15 protein-coding genes are annotated in these 17,802 nt (G+C 34.4%); 9 read left to right on the top strand and 6 right to left on the bottom strand.

The window, feature by feature from the left end; genetic code table 11:
- Window positions 1–568 (bottom strand): circularly permuted type 2 ATP-grasp protein (locus ABJI11_RS18400; protein WP_348355695.1); only part of this gene is annotated, 568 nt, incomplete at its 3' end.
- Between the two features lie 194 nt (window positions 569–762).
- Here ABJI11_RS18400 and ABJI11_RS18395 point away from each other — a divergent pair.
- Window positions 763–3,171: a zinc-dependent metalloprotease gene (locus ABJI11_RS18395; RefSeq protein WP_348355692.1), complete on the top strand. Its 2,409-nt coding sequence runs from the start codon at window positions 763–765 to the stop codon at window positions 3,169–3,171.
- Between the two features lie 21 nt (window positions 3,172–3,192).
- Window positions 3,193–4,215: a GntG family PLP-dependent aldolase gene (locus ABJI11_RS18390; RefSeq protein ID WP_348355689.1), complete on the top strand. Its 1,023-nt coding sequence runs from the start codon at window positions 3,193–3,195 to the stop codon at window positions 4,213–4,215.
- Here ABJI11_RS18390 and ABJI11_RS18385 read toward each other — a convergent pair.
- Entirely contained in the window at window positions 4,208–4,522 is a 315-nt protein-coding gene (locus tag ABJI11_RS18385) for a YegP family protein (RefSeq protein WP_348355686.1), read from the bottom strand. The two genes, ABJI11_RS18390 and ABJI11_RS18385, sit on opposite strands and share 8 nt — an antisense overlap.
- 186 nt (window positions 4,523–4,708) lie before the next feature.
- Between ABJI11_RS18385 and ABJI11_RS18380 the strand changes: the two genes are divergently transcribed.
- Window positions 4,709–5,809, top strand: coding sequence for an OmpA family protein (locus tag ABJI11_RS18380; protein WP_348355683.1), 1,101 nt, complete (start codon window positions 4,709–4,711; stop codon window positions 5,807–5,809).
- A gap of 432 nt (window positions 5,810–6,241) precedes the next feature.
- On the opposite strand, the gene ABJI11_RS18375 is transcribed toward ABJI11_RS18380, so the two are convergent.
- Window positions 6,242–6,694, bottom strand: coding sequence for a thioredoxin family protein (locus ABJI11_RS18375; RefSeq protein ID WP_348355680.1), 453 nt, complete (start codon window positions 6,692–6,694; stop codon window positions 6,242–6,244).
- A 41-nt stretch (window positions 6,695–6,735) separates the two neighbouring features.
- The gene (locus ABJI11_RS18370; RefSeq protein ID WP_036153701.1) at window positions 6,736–7,062 is read right to left on the bottom strand and encodes a YbaB/EbfC family nucleoid-associated protein; all 327 of its coding nucleotides are present in this window, start codon (window positions 7,060–7,062) and stop codon (window positions 6,736–6,738) included.
- 125 nt (window positions 7,063–7,187) lie between these two features.
- Here ABJI11_RS18370 and ABJI11_RS18365 point away from each other — a divergent pair, with 125 nt between their 5' ends.
- The 3 genes from ABJI11_RS18365 to ABJI11_RS18355 all read left to right on the top strand — a co-directional run bounded on the left by ABJI11_RS18365 (window position 7,188) and on the right by ABJI11_RS18355 (window position 11,741).
- Entirely contained in the window at window positions 7,188–9,245 is a 2,058-nt protein-coding gene (locus ABJI11_RS18365) for a S9 family peptidase (RefSeq protein ID WP_348355677.1), read from the top strand.
- Between the two features lie 79 nt (window positions 9,246–9,324).
- Window positions 9,325–10,365 (top strand): cysteine synthase family protein, encoded by a 1,041-nt coding sequence (locus ABJI11_RS18360; RefSeq protein WP_348355674.1) that lies wholly within the window; start codon window positions 9,325–9,327, stop codon window positions 10,363–10,365.
- Between the two features lie 116 nt (window positions 10,366–10,481).
- Window positions 10,482–11,741 carry an aminotransferase class I/II-fold pyridoxal phosphate-dependent enzyme gene (locus ABJI11_RS18355; RefSeq protein WP_276493939.1) on the top strand — a complete coding sequence of 420 codons (1,260 nt, stop codon included), beginning with the start codon at window positions 10,482–10,484 and terminating at the stop codon, window positions 11,739–11,741.
- A 68-nt stretch (window positions 11,742–11,809) separates the two neighbouring features.
- Here the strand turns inward: ABJI11_RS18355 and ABJI11_RS18350 are convergent, their stop codons facing one another.
- On the bottom strand, window positions 11,810–12,928 hold the full coding sequence (locus ABJI11_RS18350) for a GTP cyclohydrolase (protein ID WP_348355670.1): 1,119 nt from the start codon (window positions 12,926–12,928) through the stop codon (window positions 11,810–11,812).
- 88 nt (window positions 12,929–13,016) lie between these two features.
- Window positions 13,017–14,102, bottom strand: a complete 1,086-nt coding sequence (locus tag ABJI11_RS18345; protein WP_348355667.1) for a transporter — start codon at window positions 14,100–14,102, stop codon at window positions 13,017–13,019.
- Between the two features lie 87 nt (window positions 14,103–14,189).
- Between ABJI11_RS18345 and ABJI11_RS18340 the strand changes: the two genes are divergently transcribed.
- From ABJI11_RS18340 to ABJI11_RS18330, 3 genes are all read left to right on the top strand, one after another.
- Window positions 14,190–14,444, top strand: coding sequence for a DUF4834 domain-containing protein (locus ABJI11_RS18340; RefSeq protein WP_276493936.1), 255 nt, complete (start codon window positions 14,190–14,192; stop codon window positions 14,442–14,444).
- 32 nt (window positions 14,445–14,476) lie between these two features.
- On the top strand, window positions 14,477–16,912 hold the full coding sequence (locus tag ABJI11_RS18335) for a YfhO family protein (RefSeq protein ID WP_348355664.1): 2,436 nt from the start codon (window positions 14,477–14,479) through the stop codon (window positions 16,910–16,912).
- The coding region (locus ABJI11_RS18330; RefSeq protein WP_348355661.1) for a glycosyl transferase family 1 at window positions 16,912–17,802 on the top strand (891 nt) is incomplete at its 3' end. The genes ABJI11_RS18335 and ABJI11_RS18330, both read left to right, overlap by 1 nt.

Genomic DNA, 17,802 nt, shown 5'->3' with positions numbered 1-17,802 from the left:
GTGCAGTTCGGTTACATATAACATAGCTCACTCCAGAGGGGCATCTAATATTATCTTCAAGAACATAATATTTACCATCGTTATGTTTTATGACATCTGTGCCAGATATATGATTGTAAATTCCACCAGGAGGATTAACACCGTTCATTTGATCTAGGTAATTTGCTGACGAGGTAATTAATTCTATAGGTACTACTTCGTCTTTTAGAATTTTTTTATCGTGATAAATATCCCATAGAAATAAGTTTAATGCTTTACTTCTTTGAATAGATCCACGTTCTATAATATCCCAATCTACAGGGTCAATTATTCGAGGAAATAAATCAAACGGAAATATTTTCTCTTGTACATTATTGTCGCCATATACTTGAAATGTGATTCCCTGGTTAAAAAAGGAAGACTTAGCCTTATTGTTTAGGGAAACGTAATCATTAATAGAATGTTCGCCATAAAGGTTAAACAGTTTCTGGTATACCTCCTTTATTTTCCCATTCTTATCATATATTTCATCATATAAATCTGGATTTCTTTGATAAGAAGAAAAAATTTGATTTTCAATGTTCTCCATAGAAATAGTTTTGTTAAAAGGTACATGATAAATAGCAATTATCAAGTGTCATATTTGCAATAATCGGTAGAGTTTTTCCTTATTCTGTAATTATTCGACAAGATTTTTAACAAGAATGGTATTTATAATATAGTTTGCTATGGCTATTTTTCATTCGTAAGTTTTTATATACTTTTAGAGAAAACTAACAGAGAATGAAAAAGAAATATGTGTTTTTGGTAGGGTTGCTTGTGCTATCCTATAATATGGTGTCAGCACAGTTTAGCGACCAAAAGAAAGACTATGTAAAATATGAAGGGCTTTATGATTTTTATTATGATGTGGATCATGATAAAATTTATTTGGAAGTAGATAATTTAAATGAAGAGTTTTTATATGTATATTCTCTTAGTAGTGGTATAGGTAGTAATGACATTGGTTTGGATAGAGGTCAGTTGGGAGATGAGCAAGTGGTCTTTTTTAAAAAAGCTGGTAATAAGTTATTGTTGATTCAGCCCAATATGAAATATAGGGCGATAACTGAAAATGAATTAGAACGTAAGTCTGTTGAACAGGCATTTGCAAAATCAGTATTGTTCGGTTTTCCGATCGTAGAAGAAAAAAACGGTACATATGTAATTGATATTACCGATTTTTTAATGCAGGATGCTCATGGTGTATCTAACCGTTTGAAAAGAACAAACCAAGGTTCTTATAGTCTAGATAAATCTAAAAGCGCATTTGCCTTAGATAGAACTAAAGCATTTCCAAAAAATGTAGAGTTTGATGTTACCATGACTTTCAAGGGGCAGGCAAAAGGAAGTTATATTAAGAGTGTAGCACCAAATGCAGACTTGGTTACCGTTGCTGAGCATCATTCTTTTATAGAACTACCAGATGATAAATATGAAAAACGAGTTTTTGACCCAAGGTCAGGTTCATCTCCTTTTAATTATTATGATTATGCAACTCCTGTTGAATCTAATATTTTAAAACAATTTATTAGAAGGCACCGCTTAGAGAAGAAAGATCCGAGTGCAGCAGTTAGCGATGCTGTTGAACCTATTATTTATTATTTGGACAATGGAACACCTGAGCCCGTAAGATCTGCGCTTTTAGAAGGTGGGCGTTGGTGGAACCAAGCTTTTGAAGCTATTGGGTATAAAGATGCCTTTCAATTAAAAATGTTACCAGATGATGCAGACCCTTTAGATGTTCGTTATAATGTAATACAGTGGGTACACCGTTCTACAAGAGGTTGGAGCTACGGTAGTAGTATAACTGACCCAAGAACTGGCGAAATCATGAAAGGGCATGTAAGTTTAGGGAGTTTGAGAATACGTCAAGATTTCTTAATTGCCCAAGCATTAATGAACAAGCCTTTTGCGGAAAGAGATGATAATTACCAACCAATGCTTGAAATGGCCATTGCACGTATTCGTCAGTTATCTGCCCATGAAATAGGACATACTTTAGGTTTTGCACATAACTATGCAGCGAGTACAACTGGCAAAGCATCGGTGATGGATTATCCGCATCCGCAATTTAATTTAGTTGATGGTAAGGTTGAATTTTCTAAAGCGTATGAAGTTGGTATTGGGGATTGGGATAAAGTAACAGTTGCCTATTCTTATCAGAGTTTCGATAAAGGCGAAGATGAGAAAGATGAATTGAATAAGATTTTAGACAAAGCAAAAGCTGACGGTCTACGTTATATAACCGATCAAGATGCTCGTCCGCAGGGTAGTGCCCATGTGTTGGCTCACCTATGGGATAATGGTACAAATGTTAGCAAAGAATTAGATGATATGCTAAAGTTGAGAAAGGTGGCCATAAATAATTTCTCTGTTGATAATATACAGGATGGTACACCGTATTCTGTTTTAGAAGATGTTTTTGTTCCGCTATATTTCTTTCATAGATATCAAACCGAAGGTGTGGCAAAAGTTATAGGTGGGTTAGAATATAACTATGCAGTAAAAGGTGATGGACAAGAAGTTGTTGCTATCGCTGATAAAACGATGCAAGAGGAAGCATTAAAAAGTGTTTTAAAGACTTTGGACGCAAATGAAATAGCTATACCTAAAAGTAAGTTGAGCTTATTTCCGCCTAGATCGTTCGGTACGCCAAGAACTAGAGAATCGATTAACGGGAAAACAGGAGTTTCTTTTGATGCGCTGTCAGCCGTAGAAACAGCATCAGATATGACTTTAAAGTTTTTATTACACCCAGAGAAAGCATCTAGACTAATACAGCAAAAAGCTATTGATACCGATAATATTGGGTTAGATGAGGTTTTAGATAAATTGATAGCATCAACTATTACTAAGAAACATAAAAATGCTTATCTGAGCGAAGTACAGACTACAATCAATTTTAGAGTATTGTTTCATATCATGAACTTAGCAGGGCACGCAAATGTGCATCCGCAAGTAAATGCAATTGCATCTCAAAAATTAAAAGAATTAAGTTCTCAAATGGAAAAAGACTCAGGTTCTAATGCCATAAGCGCAGAAATGGTAAGAAGAATTAAATCATTTAGAGAGCACCCAGAATTGTTCAAAGTGATACCTTCACCAAAGATTCCTGATGGTTCGCCAATAGGGATGAGTTGTTTTCACTAATTCAATTTTCAGAACTTTATTATGCTTATTAATCTTATTAGTGATACGGTAACCAAACCAACGAAAGGGATGTTAGATGCAATGATGTCTGCTGCAGTCGGTGATGATGTTTTTAAAGAAGACCCAACGGTAAATGCTTTAGAGGAAAAAGCAGCCAAACTTTTTGGTATGGAATCTGCCTTGTTTTTTCCTAGTGGTACCATGACCAATCAGACAGCAATAAAATTGCATACTCAACCAGGTGAACAATTAATATGTGATAAATACGCACATATCTTTAACTATGAGGGCGGGGGAGTAAGTTTTAATAGCGGAGTCTCTTGTAGGTTGGTAGATGGTGATAGAGGTACAATGACCGCTGAACAAGTACAAGCTGCAATAAACCCACCAGATTTTTATCATAGCCCGTTGACTTCTTTGGTGTGTGTTGAGAATACCGCAAATAAAGGTGGCGGTACCTGTTGGAATTTTCAAGAATTACAAAAGATAAAAAAAGTCTGCGATGAGCATAAGTTAGGTTATCACCTAGATGGTGCCCGTTTATGGAATGCCATGGTAAAGAAAAATGAAACTACTTTGCAGTATGGTCAGTTGTTCAATACTATTAGTGTTTGTTTAAGTAAAGGCTTAGGTTGTCCAGTAGGGTCGTTGTTGGTCGGTACTAAAGAGTATATGGATAAAGCGCTACGCATTCGTAAGATTTTTGGTGGCGGTATGCGTCAATCTGGTTTTTTAGCTGCTGCTGCTATATATGCCTTAGACAATCACGTAGATAGATTAGCAGAAGATCATAAAAAAGCGAAAGAAATTGGTAAGGTCCTATCGGCAAAATCTTTCATTAAAAAGGTAGAGCCAATTGAAACCAATATTGTCATTTTTGAGATTGATGAGTCATTTATGACCAGTGATCAATTTGTAAATACATTAAAGGAAAAAGATATTTTAATCATAGGTATGGGGCAAGGTAAATTAAGAATGGTAACCCATTTAGATTATACAGATGACATGCATGATGAATTATTAAAGCAGTTAGAATCTATTTAATACCTAAATCTATACTGTTAGATATATTTAAAATACCATTTTCCATACCGGCTTCAGAGGAATAAAGTCCGCTGGAGCCAATTATTTTTCCGGTAGAATTTTTTAATTCAACTAAAAATTTACCGTCAGTATTTGTTCTACGTTCAAACAATTTGCCATTGGCGTTTTTCAACGCTTTTATATCTGCTATGGTGCTATCTATTTCGTTTTCAGTATTGAACGATACACTCTTCAATAGAATATTACCACTTGCAGACTTTAGGATAAACTGATAAAACCCATCTTCTTTTTTGTCAATTTTGATCATATCAATAAAGATAAATAATATTTCCTCTGTTTTTTAGTGACTTTTTAAATAATACCGTGTCTTAAATATTGAGGCGTTAATCTAGTTGGTTTCAAATTAGAGTTCAACACTAAGTTTAAATCAATGACTAGATGCTTCAGGAAAATAATTATAAATAACCAATTATTAATTTTAAACACTATCAAAATGAAAAAAGTATTATTTCTAGCAATTGCGTTTTCAGCTTCTTTCGCAATGGCGCAAGATTTACCATCTAATCCAGAACCTGGTAAATGTTATGTTCGTTGTACAACTCCAGATGTTTATGTTAACGAGTCAACTACTATCACGACAAATCCTTCATACAAAATTTTAAAAACGATTCCTGCTACATTTAAAACAGTAACAGAACGTGTACTAGTGAGAGAAGAAGAAAAAGTACTTACAGTTGTTCCTGCTAAATGGGGAACAGAAACTGTAATGTATGTATCTAAAGGAGGTGGAAATTCTTTACAGGTGATCCCTGCTTCTTTTTCTCCTAGCACACAAACATTAGAAATAAAGCCAGCTTATGCTCAATGGGAACTAGGTGTTGCTGCTCCTGATTGTGAGTCTGGTAATCCAGATGATTGTAGATACTGGTGTTACAAAGGGTATCCTGCACAATTTGAAACAGTTTCAACTCAAGTTCTTGCAAGTGATGCATCTACTACTAGTACTCCATTAGGTTCTAAAAATGGATCATACACTAAATCAGTACTGATTTCTCCTGCAACTGTTGTTGAGAAAATTATTCCTGCTGAGTACAGAGAAATTACCAAAACTGTGTTAGATAAAGATGCTTATACTGTTGAAGAAATAGTACCTGCTAAGACTACTACACTTACTAAAGAAGTTTTAAAAGAAAAAGGTGGTTTAACTACATGGAAAGAAGTAGAATGCGCATTAGTTGAGTACCAAGCATTACCTATTAACTGGGATTCTGGTAGCGCTACTTTAACTTCTCAAGCTAAAAGTATTATCGATAACAGATTGTTACCTGTATTAGCTCAAAACCCTGGTGTTAAAGTTGAATTAGCTTCTCATACAGATTCTCAAGGTGGTGCAGCTTCTAACCAAGATCTTTCTGAAAGAAGAGCTAAAGCGGTTGCAGATTACTTAATCTCAAAAGGTGTTAACTCTAGTCTTTTAGTTGCTAACGGTTACGGTGAAACTAAATTATTAAACAGATGTAGTGATGGTGTTTCTTGTACTGCAAGAGAGCATGCTGCAAACAGAAGAACTCAATTTAGATTAATTAATAACTAATTATTCAGTTATTTAGTGGAAAAGGGCTTACGTAAAGTAAGCCCTTTTTTTATGCTTTAAAGTTTCCACTGCTATGTATCATAGATTTTACTTTATAGTCTATTCTGATCTATAGATAGTAGATTTTGTCATTAAGAGTAGTCCTAGTTATGAGTAAGATTGACCATTTATCTAAACCGGCTGAGGTACTGAGGCTTTATTTAGTTTCTAAGCAATATAATTGGGCGCTGTCTTGACGAACCGCAAGTATGCGTTGTTCTATAGGAGTTTTAAGGACTAAGCTAAGGTTGCAAGAGATGAGGTTATCTATTTGAACTTTAAATGACAATTGGGTATTTGTAAATGCTTTATTAGAATAGTGGTTTGCAGAAGTATATCAAAATAAAAAGGGCTTACATGATGTAAGCCCTTTTTATTTAATAGTGATATTTTTTATTTATTCTTCTCTAAAAGTCTAAGGTGAGAGTCTATAACTCCGTTCATACTGTAGCCAGATAATTTATCTAGTTCCTTTCCTTTGGAATCTATTATTTTAAACATTGGAAATACTTTTTTCTTATTCAGTTTGGTCAACAATTCTTTGTTGTGAACCATTTGTTTCTCTGAAATCAAATCTCTGTTTCTAGGTACATCTATGTATAGAAGTATATAATTATTTGATAATTCTTGAAACTCGTTAGTATCAAACAAATCGGTTTTCAGCATTTTGCAAGGTGGACACCAGTCACTACCCGTAAAATAAACCAATACATTTTTCTTTTGCTTTTTAGCTTTTGAAATAGCAGTATCGTAATTGGTAAGCCATTTAGAGTCATCTACGCTGTTTAAGTCTGCTTGTGCTGAAGCAAATAGCGGAATCATGAATAATAAAATTAGATACTTCATAATTAATATTTTAAAGGTGATCTACAAATAACTTGCCAACCTTACTTAAATAACGAATCCATGCCAGGAATATTGGGCATTCCGTCTTTAGCAACTGCTGCTAATTCTGTTTCGTTTACGTTAGTAGCGTTCTTTATAGCTTTGTTTAAGGTAAGTATCAAATAATCTTCTAATTGCTCTTTATCTTGCAAAAGACTGTCATCTATTGCTATTTTCTTAATTTCTCTATTCGCTGTTATGGTAACAGAAACTAAACCGTCATTAGACTTTTCTTCTAACGAAACTGTATCTAATCTTTTTTTAGTTTCTTCAACTTTTTTTTGGGTCTCTTTGAGTTTTCCCATCATACCCATCATATCTCCGAACATAATTTCATTTTTATTTTAGGTTGTAAAAATAATAAAAATAGAGGCATTTTAGTTTTTAACAGTAATAAAACGGGGGTCTGTTAATTAGCCTTATTTTTGCCTTCTTATTTAATAATGTAGTTTGTATGAGTATTAAGCATCCGCCAAAGGCGCAAAAAGTTCCAAAAGAATTGGTTATTCATGATGATGTTCGGGTAGATGATTATTATTGGTTAAATGATAAGGAAAATAAGGATGTTATTTCTTATCTAGAAGCAGAGAATGAGTATTATAATGCTATAACAGCGCATACTAAAGATTTTCAGGAAGATTTATTTCAAGAAATGAAAGGTAGAATCAAGGAGGACGATTCTTCTGTTCCTTATAAATTGAATGATTACTGGTATAGTACAAGATATGTTATTGGTGGTGAATACCCTTTATACTCTAGATTTAAAAATAATCTAGATACTGAAGAGGAAATCATGTTCAATTGCAATGACATGGCTAAAGGCTATGATTACTTTAGTCTTGGAGGTATAGCCATTAGTCCAAATAATAAAATGGCTGCTTTTGGTGTGGATACCGTTTCTAGAAGGCAATATACCCTACAGATTAAAAATCTTGAAACTGGTGCTGTTTTAGATGATAAAATTGAGAACACTACAGGTGGCGGAGTTTGGGCAAACGACAACGAGACTTTGTTTTATACTCGTAAAGATCCGGTTACCCTTCGTTCAGATAAAATTTACAAACATAAATTAGGTACGCCAACGTCTGAAGATGTTTTGATTTTTCATGAAAAGGATGATACGTTTAGCACATTCATTTATAGAACAAAATCAAAGAAATATTTGGTAATTGGGTCATTTAGTACTTTAACTTCTGAATTTCAAATTCTTTCTACGGATACACCTGATGAGGAATTTCAGATTTTTTCGCCTAGAGAACGTGGATTGGAATATACTATTTTTCATTATGAAGATAGTTTTTACATATTGACCAACAAGGACAAAGCAGAGAATTTTAAATTGATGCGTACATCAGAAGATAAAACTTCTTCTGAGCATTGGCAAGAATTTATTTTCCATAGAAAAGATGTGCTTTTAGAGGATATCGATATTTTTAAAGAATACTATGTGCTTTCTGAGCGTGAAAACGGACTTAATAGAATTAGAATTGTTCGTTGGGACGGTAGTGAAGAGTATTATTTGCCTTTTAAAAGTGAAACGTATACTGCCTACGTAGGTAGTAATCCTGATTTTGATACCGAGGTTTTGAGGTATTCGTACAACTCAATGTCAACGCCTAGTTCTGTTATCGATTTTAATATGCGTACCAAAGCCAAAGAGATTAAAAAAGAACAAGAGGTTTTGGGTGGTTTGTTCGATAAGGTAAATTACAAGGAAGAACGCTTATGGGCTACAGCAAGAGATGGTGAGAAAATACCAATGTCAATTGTTTATAGAAAAGATACTGTTTTAGATGAAAATACACCTATTCTACAATATGCCTATGGTTCTTACGGGTCTACAATTGATCCTTATTTTTCTACGGTAAGGTTGAGCTTGCTTGACCGCGGATTTGTATTTGCAATTACCCATATAAGAGGAGGGGAGTATCTGGGTCGTAAATGGTACGAGACAGGAAAACTCTTGAAAAAGAAAAATACGTTTACTGATTTTATCGATTGCTCTAAATACTTGATTGAACAGAAAATGACCAGTAATAAGCACTTATATGCTATGGGCGGTTCTGCAGGTGGTCTATTAATGGGGGCGATAATTAATATGCAACCAGATATTTACAATGGAGTAATTGCAGCGGTACCTTTTGTAGATGTAGTAACTACCATGTTAGATGATTCTATTCCGTTGACTACTGGTGAATATGATGAGTGGGGCAACCCTAATGAGAAAGTTTATTACGATTATATGAAATCGTATTCTCCTTATGACAATGTTGTTGCTCAAGAATATCCAAATATGCTGGTAACAACAGGACTTCATGATTCTCAAGTTCAGTATTTTGAACCTGCAAAGTGGGTAGCAAAGCTTAGGGAGTTGAAAAAAGATAATCATGTGTTATTGTTGAATACGAATATGGAAGCCGGTCATGGTGGTGCTTCTGGAAGGTTTGAGTCTTTAAGAGAGGTAGCCAAGGAATATGCATTTCTTTTAGATTTAGAAGGAAAAATCGCATAGTGGAAAAAAAACAGTAAATTTGCATCAGAAATTTTAACAAATTTCGTTTATATAATAACTTAACATTGATATCCCCCTTATGAAAAATGAGATCAGGGCTTACAACAATATATTAGAACTAGTTGGTAATACACCACTAGTTAAGTTAAATAAAATAGCAAAAAACCTTACTGGTAATTTTTACGCCAAGGTTGAAGCTTTTAATCCAGGTCACTCTTCTAAAGATAGAATTGCGATTCATATTATTGAGCAGGCAGAGAAAGCAGGTATACTTACTGAAGGCAGCACAGTAATAGAAACAACTTCAGGAAATACCGGTTTTAGTATTGCAATGGCAAGTATCATTAAAGGGTACGATTGTATACTGGCGGTTAGTTCTAAATCATCTCCAGATAAAATAGATATGCTTCGCTCTATGGGAGCTAAAGTATATGTTTGTCCGGCTCACGTAAGTGCAGATGATCCTAGGTCTTACTATGAAGTGGCTAAGAGATTGCATAAAGAAACAAAAGGTTCCATATACATCAATCAGTATTTTAATAAACTGAATATGGAAGCGCATTACAAATCTACCGGTCCTGAAATTTGGGAACAAACTGGCGGACAAATAACGCACCTTATTGCTTGTAGTGGTACTGGCGGTACTATTTCTGGTACTGCTCGTTTTTTAAAGGAACAAAATCCGAATATTAAAGTTGTTGGTGTTGATGCTTTTGGTTCTGTATTAAAAAAGTATCATGAAACAGGTAAACTGGATACCAACGAAATCTATCCTTATAGAATAGAAGGTTTAGGTAAAAACTTAATACCTGGTGCTACTGATTTTGCTGCAATTGATGAATTCATCAAAGTTACAGATGCGGAAAGTGCACACACAGCTAGAGAGATATCTAGAACAGAGGGTATCTTTGTTGGGTATACTAGTGGTGCGGTAATGCAGGCTATTAAGCAGTTAGATGAATTAAATACATTTGACGAAAATAGTAACGTAGTTTGTATCTTCCCTGATCATGGTTCTCGTTATATGAGTAAAATATATAGCGACCAGTGGATGGAAGATCAAGGTTTCTTGAATACTGAAACAGTAGAAGAGACTCAAGAGATACAATACATAAAGTAATTTATACAAGATATAGTTGTAAAAAAGTGGGTTTATAGCCCGCTTTTTTGCGTTGTAAATAATTTATGAATTTTTAGCAAAATTATTTACTTTTGCAGACAGATCCAAATTAAACAATGAAAGACTTATTTGATAGAATTTTAGCGAATAAAGGCCCTTTAGGTAAATGGGCTTCACAAGCAGAGGGGTACTTTGTGTTCCCTAAGTTGGAAGGTCCTATTTCTAATAGAATGAAATTTCAGGGGAAAGAAGTTATCACCTGGAGTATCAATGACTATTTAGGCTTGGCAAATCTTCCGGAGATAAAGCAGGTTGATGGTGAGGCTGCAGCTGAATATGGTTCTGCATACCCAATGGGAGCAAGGATGATGAGTGGTCATACAGAGTTTCACGAGCAATTAGAGCAAGAATGTGCTGCTTTTGTTCAAAAGGAAGCTGCTTACTTATTAAATTTTGGTTACCAGGGTTTTATGTCAGTTATTGATGCCCTTGTTACTAAAGATGATATTATAGTTTATGATGTAGACTGTCATGCATGTATTATTGATGGTGTGCGTTTACATATGGGTAAGCGTTTTACGTTTGTTCACAATAATCCAGAAAGTTTAGAGAAGAACTTAGAGCGTGCTACAAAATTAGCCGAGCAGACTGGTGGAGGTATATTGGTTATCTCTGAAGGTGTTTTTGGTATGCGTGGTGAGCAAGGTATTCTTAAAGAAATTGTTGCTTTAAAAGAAAAATTCAACTTTAGATTATTGGTTGATGATGCACACGGTTTTGGTACTTTAGGTGAAACTGGTGCTGGTGCAGGTCAAGAACAAGGAGTACAAGATGGTATTGACGTTTACTTGGCAACTTTTGCTAAGTCTATGGCCAGTATTGGTGCTTTTGTTGCTGCAGATCAAGAAATCATAGATTATTTAAAATACAACCTACGTTCTCAAATGTTCGCTAAATCATTACCAATGGTTTATGTAAAAGGTGCATTGAAGCGTTTAGATATGTTACGCACGCAACCAGAGCTTAAGGCTAAACTTTGGGAGAATGTAAATGCGTTACAAAACGGATTAAAAGAAAAAGGTTTTGATATTGGTACAACTACTAGTTGTGTAACACCAGTATACCTTAACGGTAGTATACCTGAGGCTATGGCGTTGGTTAAAGATTTACGTGAAAACCACGGGATCTTCTGTTCTATTGTTGTGTATCCGGTAATACCTAAAGGACTTATTCTTTTACGTTTAATACCTACGGCAACACATACTTTGCAAGATGTTGAAGAAACATTGGCAGCATTCTCAGCTATTAGAGAGCGTTTACAGAATGGTACTTACAAAAGATTATCTGCTGCAGTTGCAGCCGCAATGGGAGAATAATCTCTTATTGATTCATATTTGAAAAAGCCCGGAATCAAATGATTTCGGGCTTTTTTATTACAGTCTTTTTAAAGCGATTTTTTATAAGTTCTTCTGCGCTTATAAACTTTAGGGTCAAAATGTTTCCACATTTGTTTTATAGCTAGGTTTTCTTCCAGCTCAGGAGTTCTATAGCACATGTCAATACCTTTTTCGCTAAATGTTTTATGGTATTCGTTGAATATTACAGCTGTGACACCTTTATTTTGATATTCTGGGTCTATACCTATTAGGTAGAAAATAACATCCTTACTGTTCTTCTTTGCCTTTAATAAATGGAACAATCCGAACGGGAAAAGCTTACCTTTCGCTTTTTGTAAAGCTTCGGAAAAAGCGGGCATTACAATAGCAAAGGCTATTAGTTTGTCTTCTTTATCTTTTACAAACTTTATGTATTCAGGATTAATAAAGCTGATGTATTTTTTCTTGAAATATGCTTTCTGTATTTCCGTAATGGGTACAAATGAAGAAAGGTTTGCGTATGTTGCATTAAAGAGATCGAACATTTCGTCTGCCATAGGCATCACCTCTTTTGTTTTGGTAAAATTAACCTCTTTTAATCCGTAGCGTTTTTTTACTAAATCATTCAATCTTGTAAATAAAGCTGGATCTGCATTTTTTGCCGGAAACTTATTTTCCATGTATTCCTTTTCTTTTACAAAGCCTAAGTTTTCATAATGACTTTGATAGTAAGAATGGTTATACCAGGTAATCATAGTACCAATATGGTCAAAACCTTCTACTAGAACACCTACCTTATCTAGATTTGAGAATCCAACAGGACCTTCCATATATTCTAAATTGTGCTCTTTTCCTATTTCGGCAACTTTATCTAAAAGTGTTTTTGAAACTTCTGGGCTATCAATAAAATCAAACCAACCAAAACGCATCTTTTTTATTTGCTGTTGGTTTATTTCAAGGTGATTGATAATTGCGGCTACACGACCCACAATTTTATCTCCGTCCTTGGCAAGAAAGAACCATGCTTCTGCATCTTTAAAAACTGGGTTTTTATCCTTATCAAAGCTTTCTAGCTCATCGTTAATAATGGGCGGTACCCAATACTTATTGTCTTTGTATAGCGAAAACGGAAAAGTTACAAAGCGTTTTAAGTCTTGCTTTGTTTTAGCTTCATGTAATGTAATCATTGAACTTCTTTAGAAGTGCCAATATTAGTGATATTAATCAACAAATTAAAGTGGTTGAGAATGAAAAATAAGGTAGTGCGGTAGTGATTTAAAAGTCTATCTCGCTACTTTCTTTCTTTTTCTTCTTTTCTGCTTTCTTTAATTTCTTAAGTTGTTTTTTAGAAGGACCAAGGTCAATGTCTTCTGCACCGCTTCCTTTTTCTTTTTGTTCCTTCTTTTTCTTTTTCATTGCCTTTTTGTCAATAGCTCCACCATTTTGGTCAGCTTCTTGATCTTCTATAGGTTTAAGCTTGTCTTTATGAAAGTCCATTCTATATGAACCACCTAATCCAAAGAAAATACGGGTAGGAGTGTTTTTTAAACTGGCACCCATATTAATATCCAATTGAAAATTTTCTTTAAGTAAGTGAGCAATACCACCACGAATCAATAAGTCTGAATAACGATCACTGTTTATGCCTTGGTGTTCCACAAAAACACTCCATTTTGGATTTCTAAAGGCATGTGATAATGAAATGGTATAACTTAATTCTGGGTCATCTGTGCTAATACGATCATATGCCGTATTTGTAATTAGTACAAACCTTGGTGTTAAACGACTTTGTGTGGCGATCATACCACGGTAAGAAATGCTTGGTTCCCCTATATAAAAAGGATTATCGCCAAAAACAAAGTTAGCACCACCGTATATAGAGACTGCAGGTAAAAGATTCTTAAATTGAAATTTATTATTCGCTCTCCAGCTATATAGATTTGGCTTATTTGCTTCAGGATTTTTGAACGGGTCATAGACAAGAAATTTTAGACCTAATCTATTTCTCGTGAAATCTCTTCTTGTCGCTTCTACATTAAAATTTAAATTGGTAAGGTTTTGATTTTGAAATGTACCTTCATAATTCAATTCTAATTTTTCGAATAGTAAACCATATCGTAATGAAATATCGGTTCCCCAAATATTAGACTCTGTGTTTAAAAGCGTGTGGTCTTTTTGCTCATAAAACAATCCCATTTCTGCTTGTACCACATTTTTACCAACGGCATAAGCACTTACAGAAACACCTGGTCTGTTAGAGTTTATTACATCTGTGTACTGAGAAATACCCGCCAGTGGTATAAGAAATAATAGGGTTAATACGTATTTATATGATTTAGAGTAGGCAAAAAGACTATTCATGAACACGATTTTATATTTATTTTAATAGTATGATTCTTTATATACAACGTGATAATTGTATTTTTGATATATCTTAAGTAAGAATAAATGGCTTTTTTAAAAACTATATTAATTATTCTTTTGGTGTATTACTTGCTAAAATTTTTAGCGAAGTTATTTGCGCCGAAAATATTAAACTACGCTGCCAAGAAAACTGAATCTCATTTCAGAGAAGCTTTTGATAATCAACGTCCTTTTCAACAAGAGGAAGAAGAAAGTGTTATTATCAATAAAAAACCTTCTAGAAAAAAGAACGATTCTGAAAAAGTAGGTGAATACATTGATTTTGAAGAGCTAGACTAGTTATCTTTGTCAAAACACTACTTATTTAGCAAATGAAGCAAGGCTTAAAATTCTTTTTCATCCATTTTTTTGTTGTCGTATTTTTTATCGTTGCTGCATTGGCATACTTTAGTCCGGTTCTTCAAGGCAAAGTAATGTATCAGCATGATATTGTCCAGTATACGGGTATGGCAAAAGAGCAGAACGATTTTAGAAAATCTAATGATCAAGAACCATATTGGACCAACAGTGCTTTTGGTGGTATGCCCACATACCAACTTGGAGCAAATTATCCACATAATTATATAAAGAAATTAGATCGATTAATACGGTTTTTACCAAGGCCTGCAGATTACCTTTTTCTATATTTTATTGGCTTTTATATTCTTCTGTGCTGTCTTAAAGTAGATTACAGACTGGCAATTGTTGGAGCACTTGCTTTTGGTTTTTCTACTTATTTCATTATAATTTTAGGTGCTGGACATAATGCTAAAGCACATGCTATGGCATATTTGCCAGTGCTATTGGCTGGTATTGTGCTGGTCTTTAGAAAAAAATACCTCTGGGGATTCGTTTTAACAGCCTTGGCTATGGCTCTTGAGATTACGGCCAATCACTATCAGATGACCTATTACTTCATGTTGTTGGTGCTAATTCTAGGCTTGGTGTATTTGGTGTATGCCATAAAGGATAAAAAAGTAAAGCATTATTTCGTTTCTGTAGGTATTCTGTTGTTAGCGGTAACTCTTGGTATTGCTGCTAATGCAACAGGGCTAATGGCTACTAAGGAATATGCAGATTGGAGTACAAGGGGCAAAAGTGAATTGACCATTAACCCTGACGGTTCACCCAAAGCGGATACCGGAGGACTGAGCAAGGCGTACATAACCAATTGGAGTTATGGAATTACCGAATCTTTAAACTTATTTGTACCACGACTTTTTGGTGGTGCTAGTCAAGAGAATTTAGGTGAAAATTCTAAATCTTTTAATTATTTAATAGATAAAGGCTTGCCTAGATCTAGTGCATTAGACTTTGTAAGCGGATTGCCTTTGTATTGGGGAGAACAACCAGGTACCTCTGGACCGGCTTATTTAGGTGCGGTTATATTCTTCTTATTTATTCTAGGTTTATTCTTAGTAAAAGGAAAGCATAAATGGTGGTTGTTGTTCGGTTCAATAATGTCTTTAGTGTTGTCATGGGGAAAAAACTTCAGTGCATTAACTGATTTCATGATAGATTACTTTCCATTATATGATAAATTTAGGGCAGTATCATCTATTCAAATTGTACTAGAGCTTTGTGTACCTGTTTTAGCCATTTTAGCACTTAAAAAACTGTTCAAGGACAAAGTACCACAAGCGGATAAAATAAAATCTCTAACCATTGCATCTGCAATTGTGTTGGGATTAGGTGTAATTCTATTCATATTTAAAGGTGCTTTTCATTTTGTTGGTGCCAATGATGATAGTCTTAGAATGACAGGCTTAGAAGAATTACCAGAAATGCTTAGACTTGACCGTAAGAGTGTTTACACGAGCGATTTATTGCGTTCATTGGCTTTTGCTTTGGGTACGGCTTTATTGATATGGTTGTATTTAAAAGAAAAATTAAAGATGAATTTCCTGATTATTGCTATTGGGGTATTGGTTGTTGTAGATTTAGTTGGGGTAGATTTACGTTATGTAAATAATGACAATTTCGTATCTAAACGAAAAATGTTACAGCCTTTTCAAGAAACTACAGCTGATAAGATTATTGCTGAAGATGACGGAGTATTCCGTGTTTTTGATCAAACAGACGGATTTGATTCTGCTAAAACAGCTTATTTTCACCAAAGTATAACAGGCTATCATGCAGCTAAACCTGCAGGTATGCAAGACTTGTTCAACTTTCATGTATACAACGGTAACTTGTCTGTCTTGAATATGATGAACATTAAATATGTTATTAGACAAGATCAAGAGGGTAATTCTTTTCCTATAGAAAATCCTAATGCAAACGGTAACGCTTGGTTTATTTCTCAATTGCAACCCGTAGCCAATGCAGATGCTGAGATAATGGCTCTAGATAGTTTAGATACTAAGAATGAGGCAGTTCTTAATTCTTCTAAGTTTTCAGGAATTTATCCTTTGACATATACAGTGGATTCTACTGCGGCCATTTCTTTGATTGACTACGAGCCAAATCATTTGACTTATTCATCTAAAAATAGCAACGAAGGTGTTGCCGTCTTTTCAGAGATGTATTATAAAAATGGTTGGAACGCTTATATTGACGGACAGGAGAGTGATTACTTTAAAGTGGATTATGTATTAAGAGCACTTAAAATTCCTTCAGGAGAACATAAAATTGAATTTAAATTTGAACCAGAAGTAGTTGAAACAGGTAGTAAAATTACCTTGGCAAGTACAATTTTATTAGGACTGGTAATCTTGGGTGGATTCGGTTTTTCATTTTGGAGATCTAAAAAAGAAGAGGAAGCATAATGAGAAAGGTGCTGGTCATTACCTACTATTGGCCACCAGCTGGCGGACCGGGAGTTCAACGTTGGCTTAAATTTGTAAAGTATCTTAGAGATTTTGATATTGAACCGGTTTTATACATTCCTGAGAATCCTCATTATCCGCTTTTAGATGAATCTTTCTCTCATGATATTCCAGACGATTTAAAGATTTATAAGCATAGCATTAAAGAGCCATACCGTATAGCTTCTATATTTTCTAGTAAAAAAACTAAGCGTATTAGTTCTGGTATTATTCAAACTAAAAATCAGTCTTTAGTTGAGAAAGCTTTATTATGGGTACGTGGTAATCTTTTTATACCAGATGCCAGAAAGTTTTGGGTGAAACCATCGGTGAGTTTTTTAAAATATGTTCTTGAAAAAGAAGGAATAAATACTATTATAACTACAGGTCCACCACATAGTGTACATTTAATTGGGTATTATTTAAAGCAGGCTCAACCACTAAACTGGATTGCAGATTTCCGGGATCCGTGGACCACCATTGGCTATCATAAGAAATTGAAACTGACTTTATCTGCAGAAAAGAAACACAAGCAATTAGAGTCTGATGTTTTAAAAAGTGCCGATAAAATTATCGTTACCAGTAATACAACTAAGCAAGAGTTTCAGTTAATTACAAAGAAACCGATTCAAGTTATTACTAATGGCTTTGATGGAGATATAGCAATAGAAAGTATATTGGATTCTAAATTTACTATTTCTCATATAGGATCTTTATTAAGTGGTAGAAACCCTGTGAACTTTTGGAGGGTATTATCAAATTTGGTAGAAGAAAATGAGGACTTCAAGAATGCATTACAATTACGTTTTATAGGTGTGGTCAGTGATGAGATACTTTCTGCAATAGCAGAA

It is taken from the genome of Maribacter sp. (genome assembly GCF_039968975.1).
In the GTDB taxonomy this organism is placed as follows: domain Bacteria; phylum Bacteroidota; class Bacteroidia; order Flavobacteriales; family Flavobacteriaceae; genus Maribacter.
The sequence above is the reverse complement of the archived record's forward strand: the minus strand, read 5'-3'. Positions and strand labels throughout refer to the sequence as shown.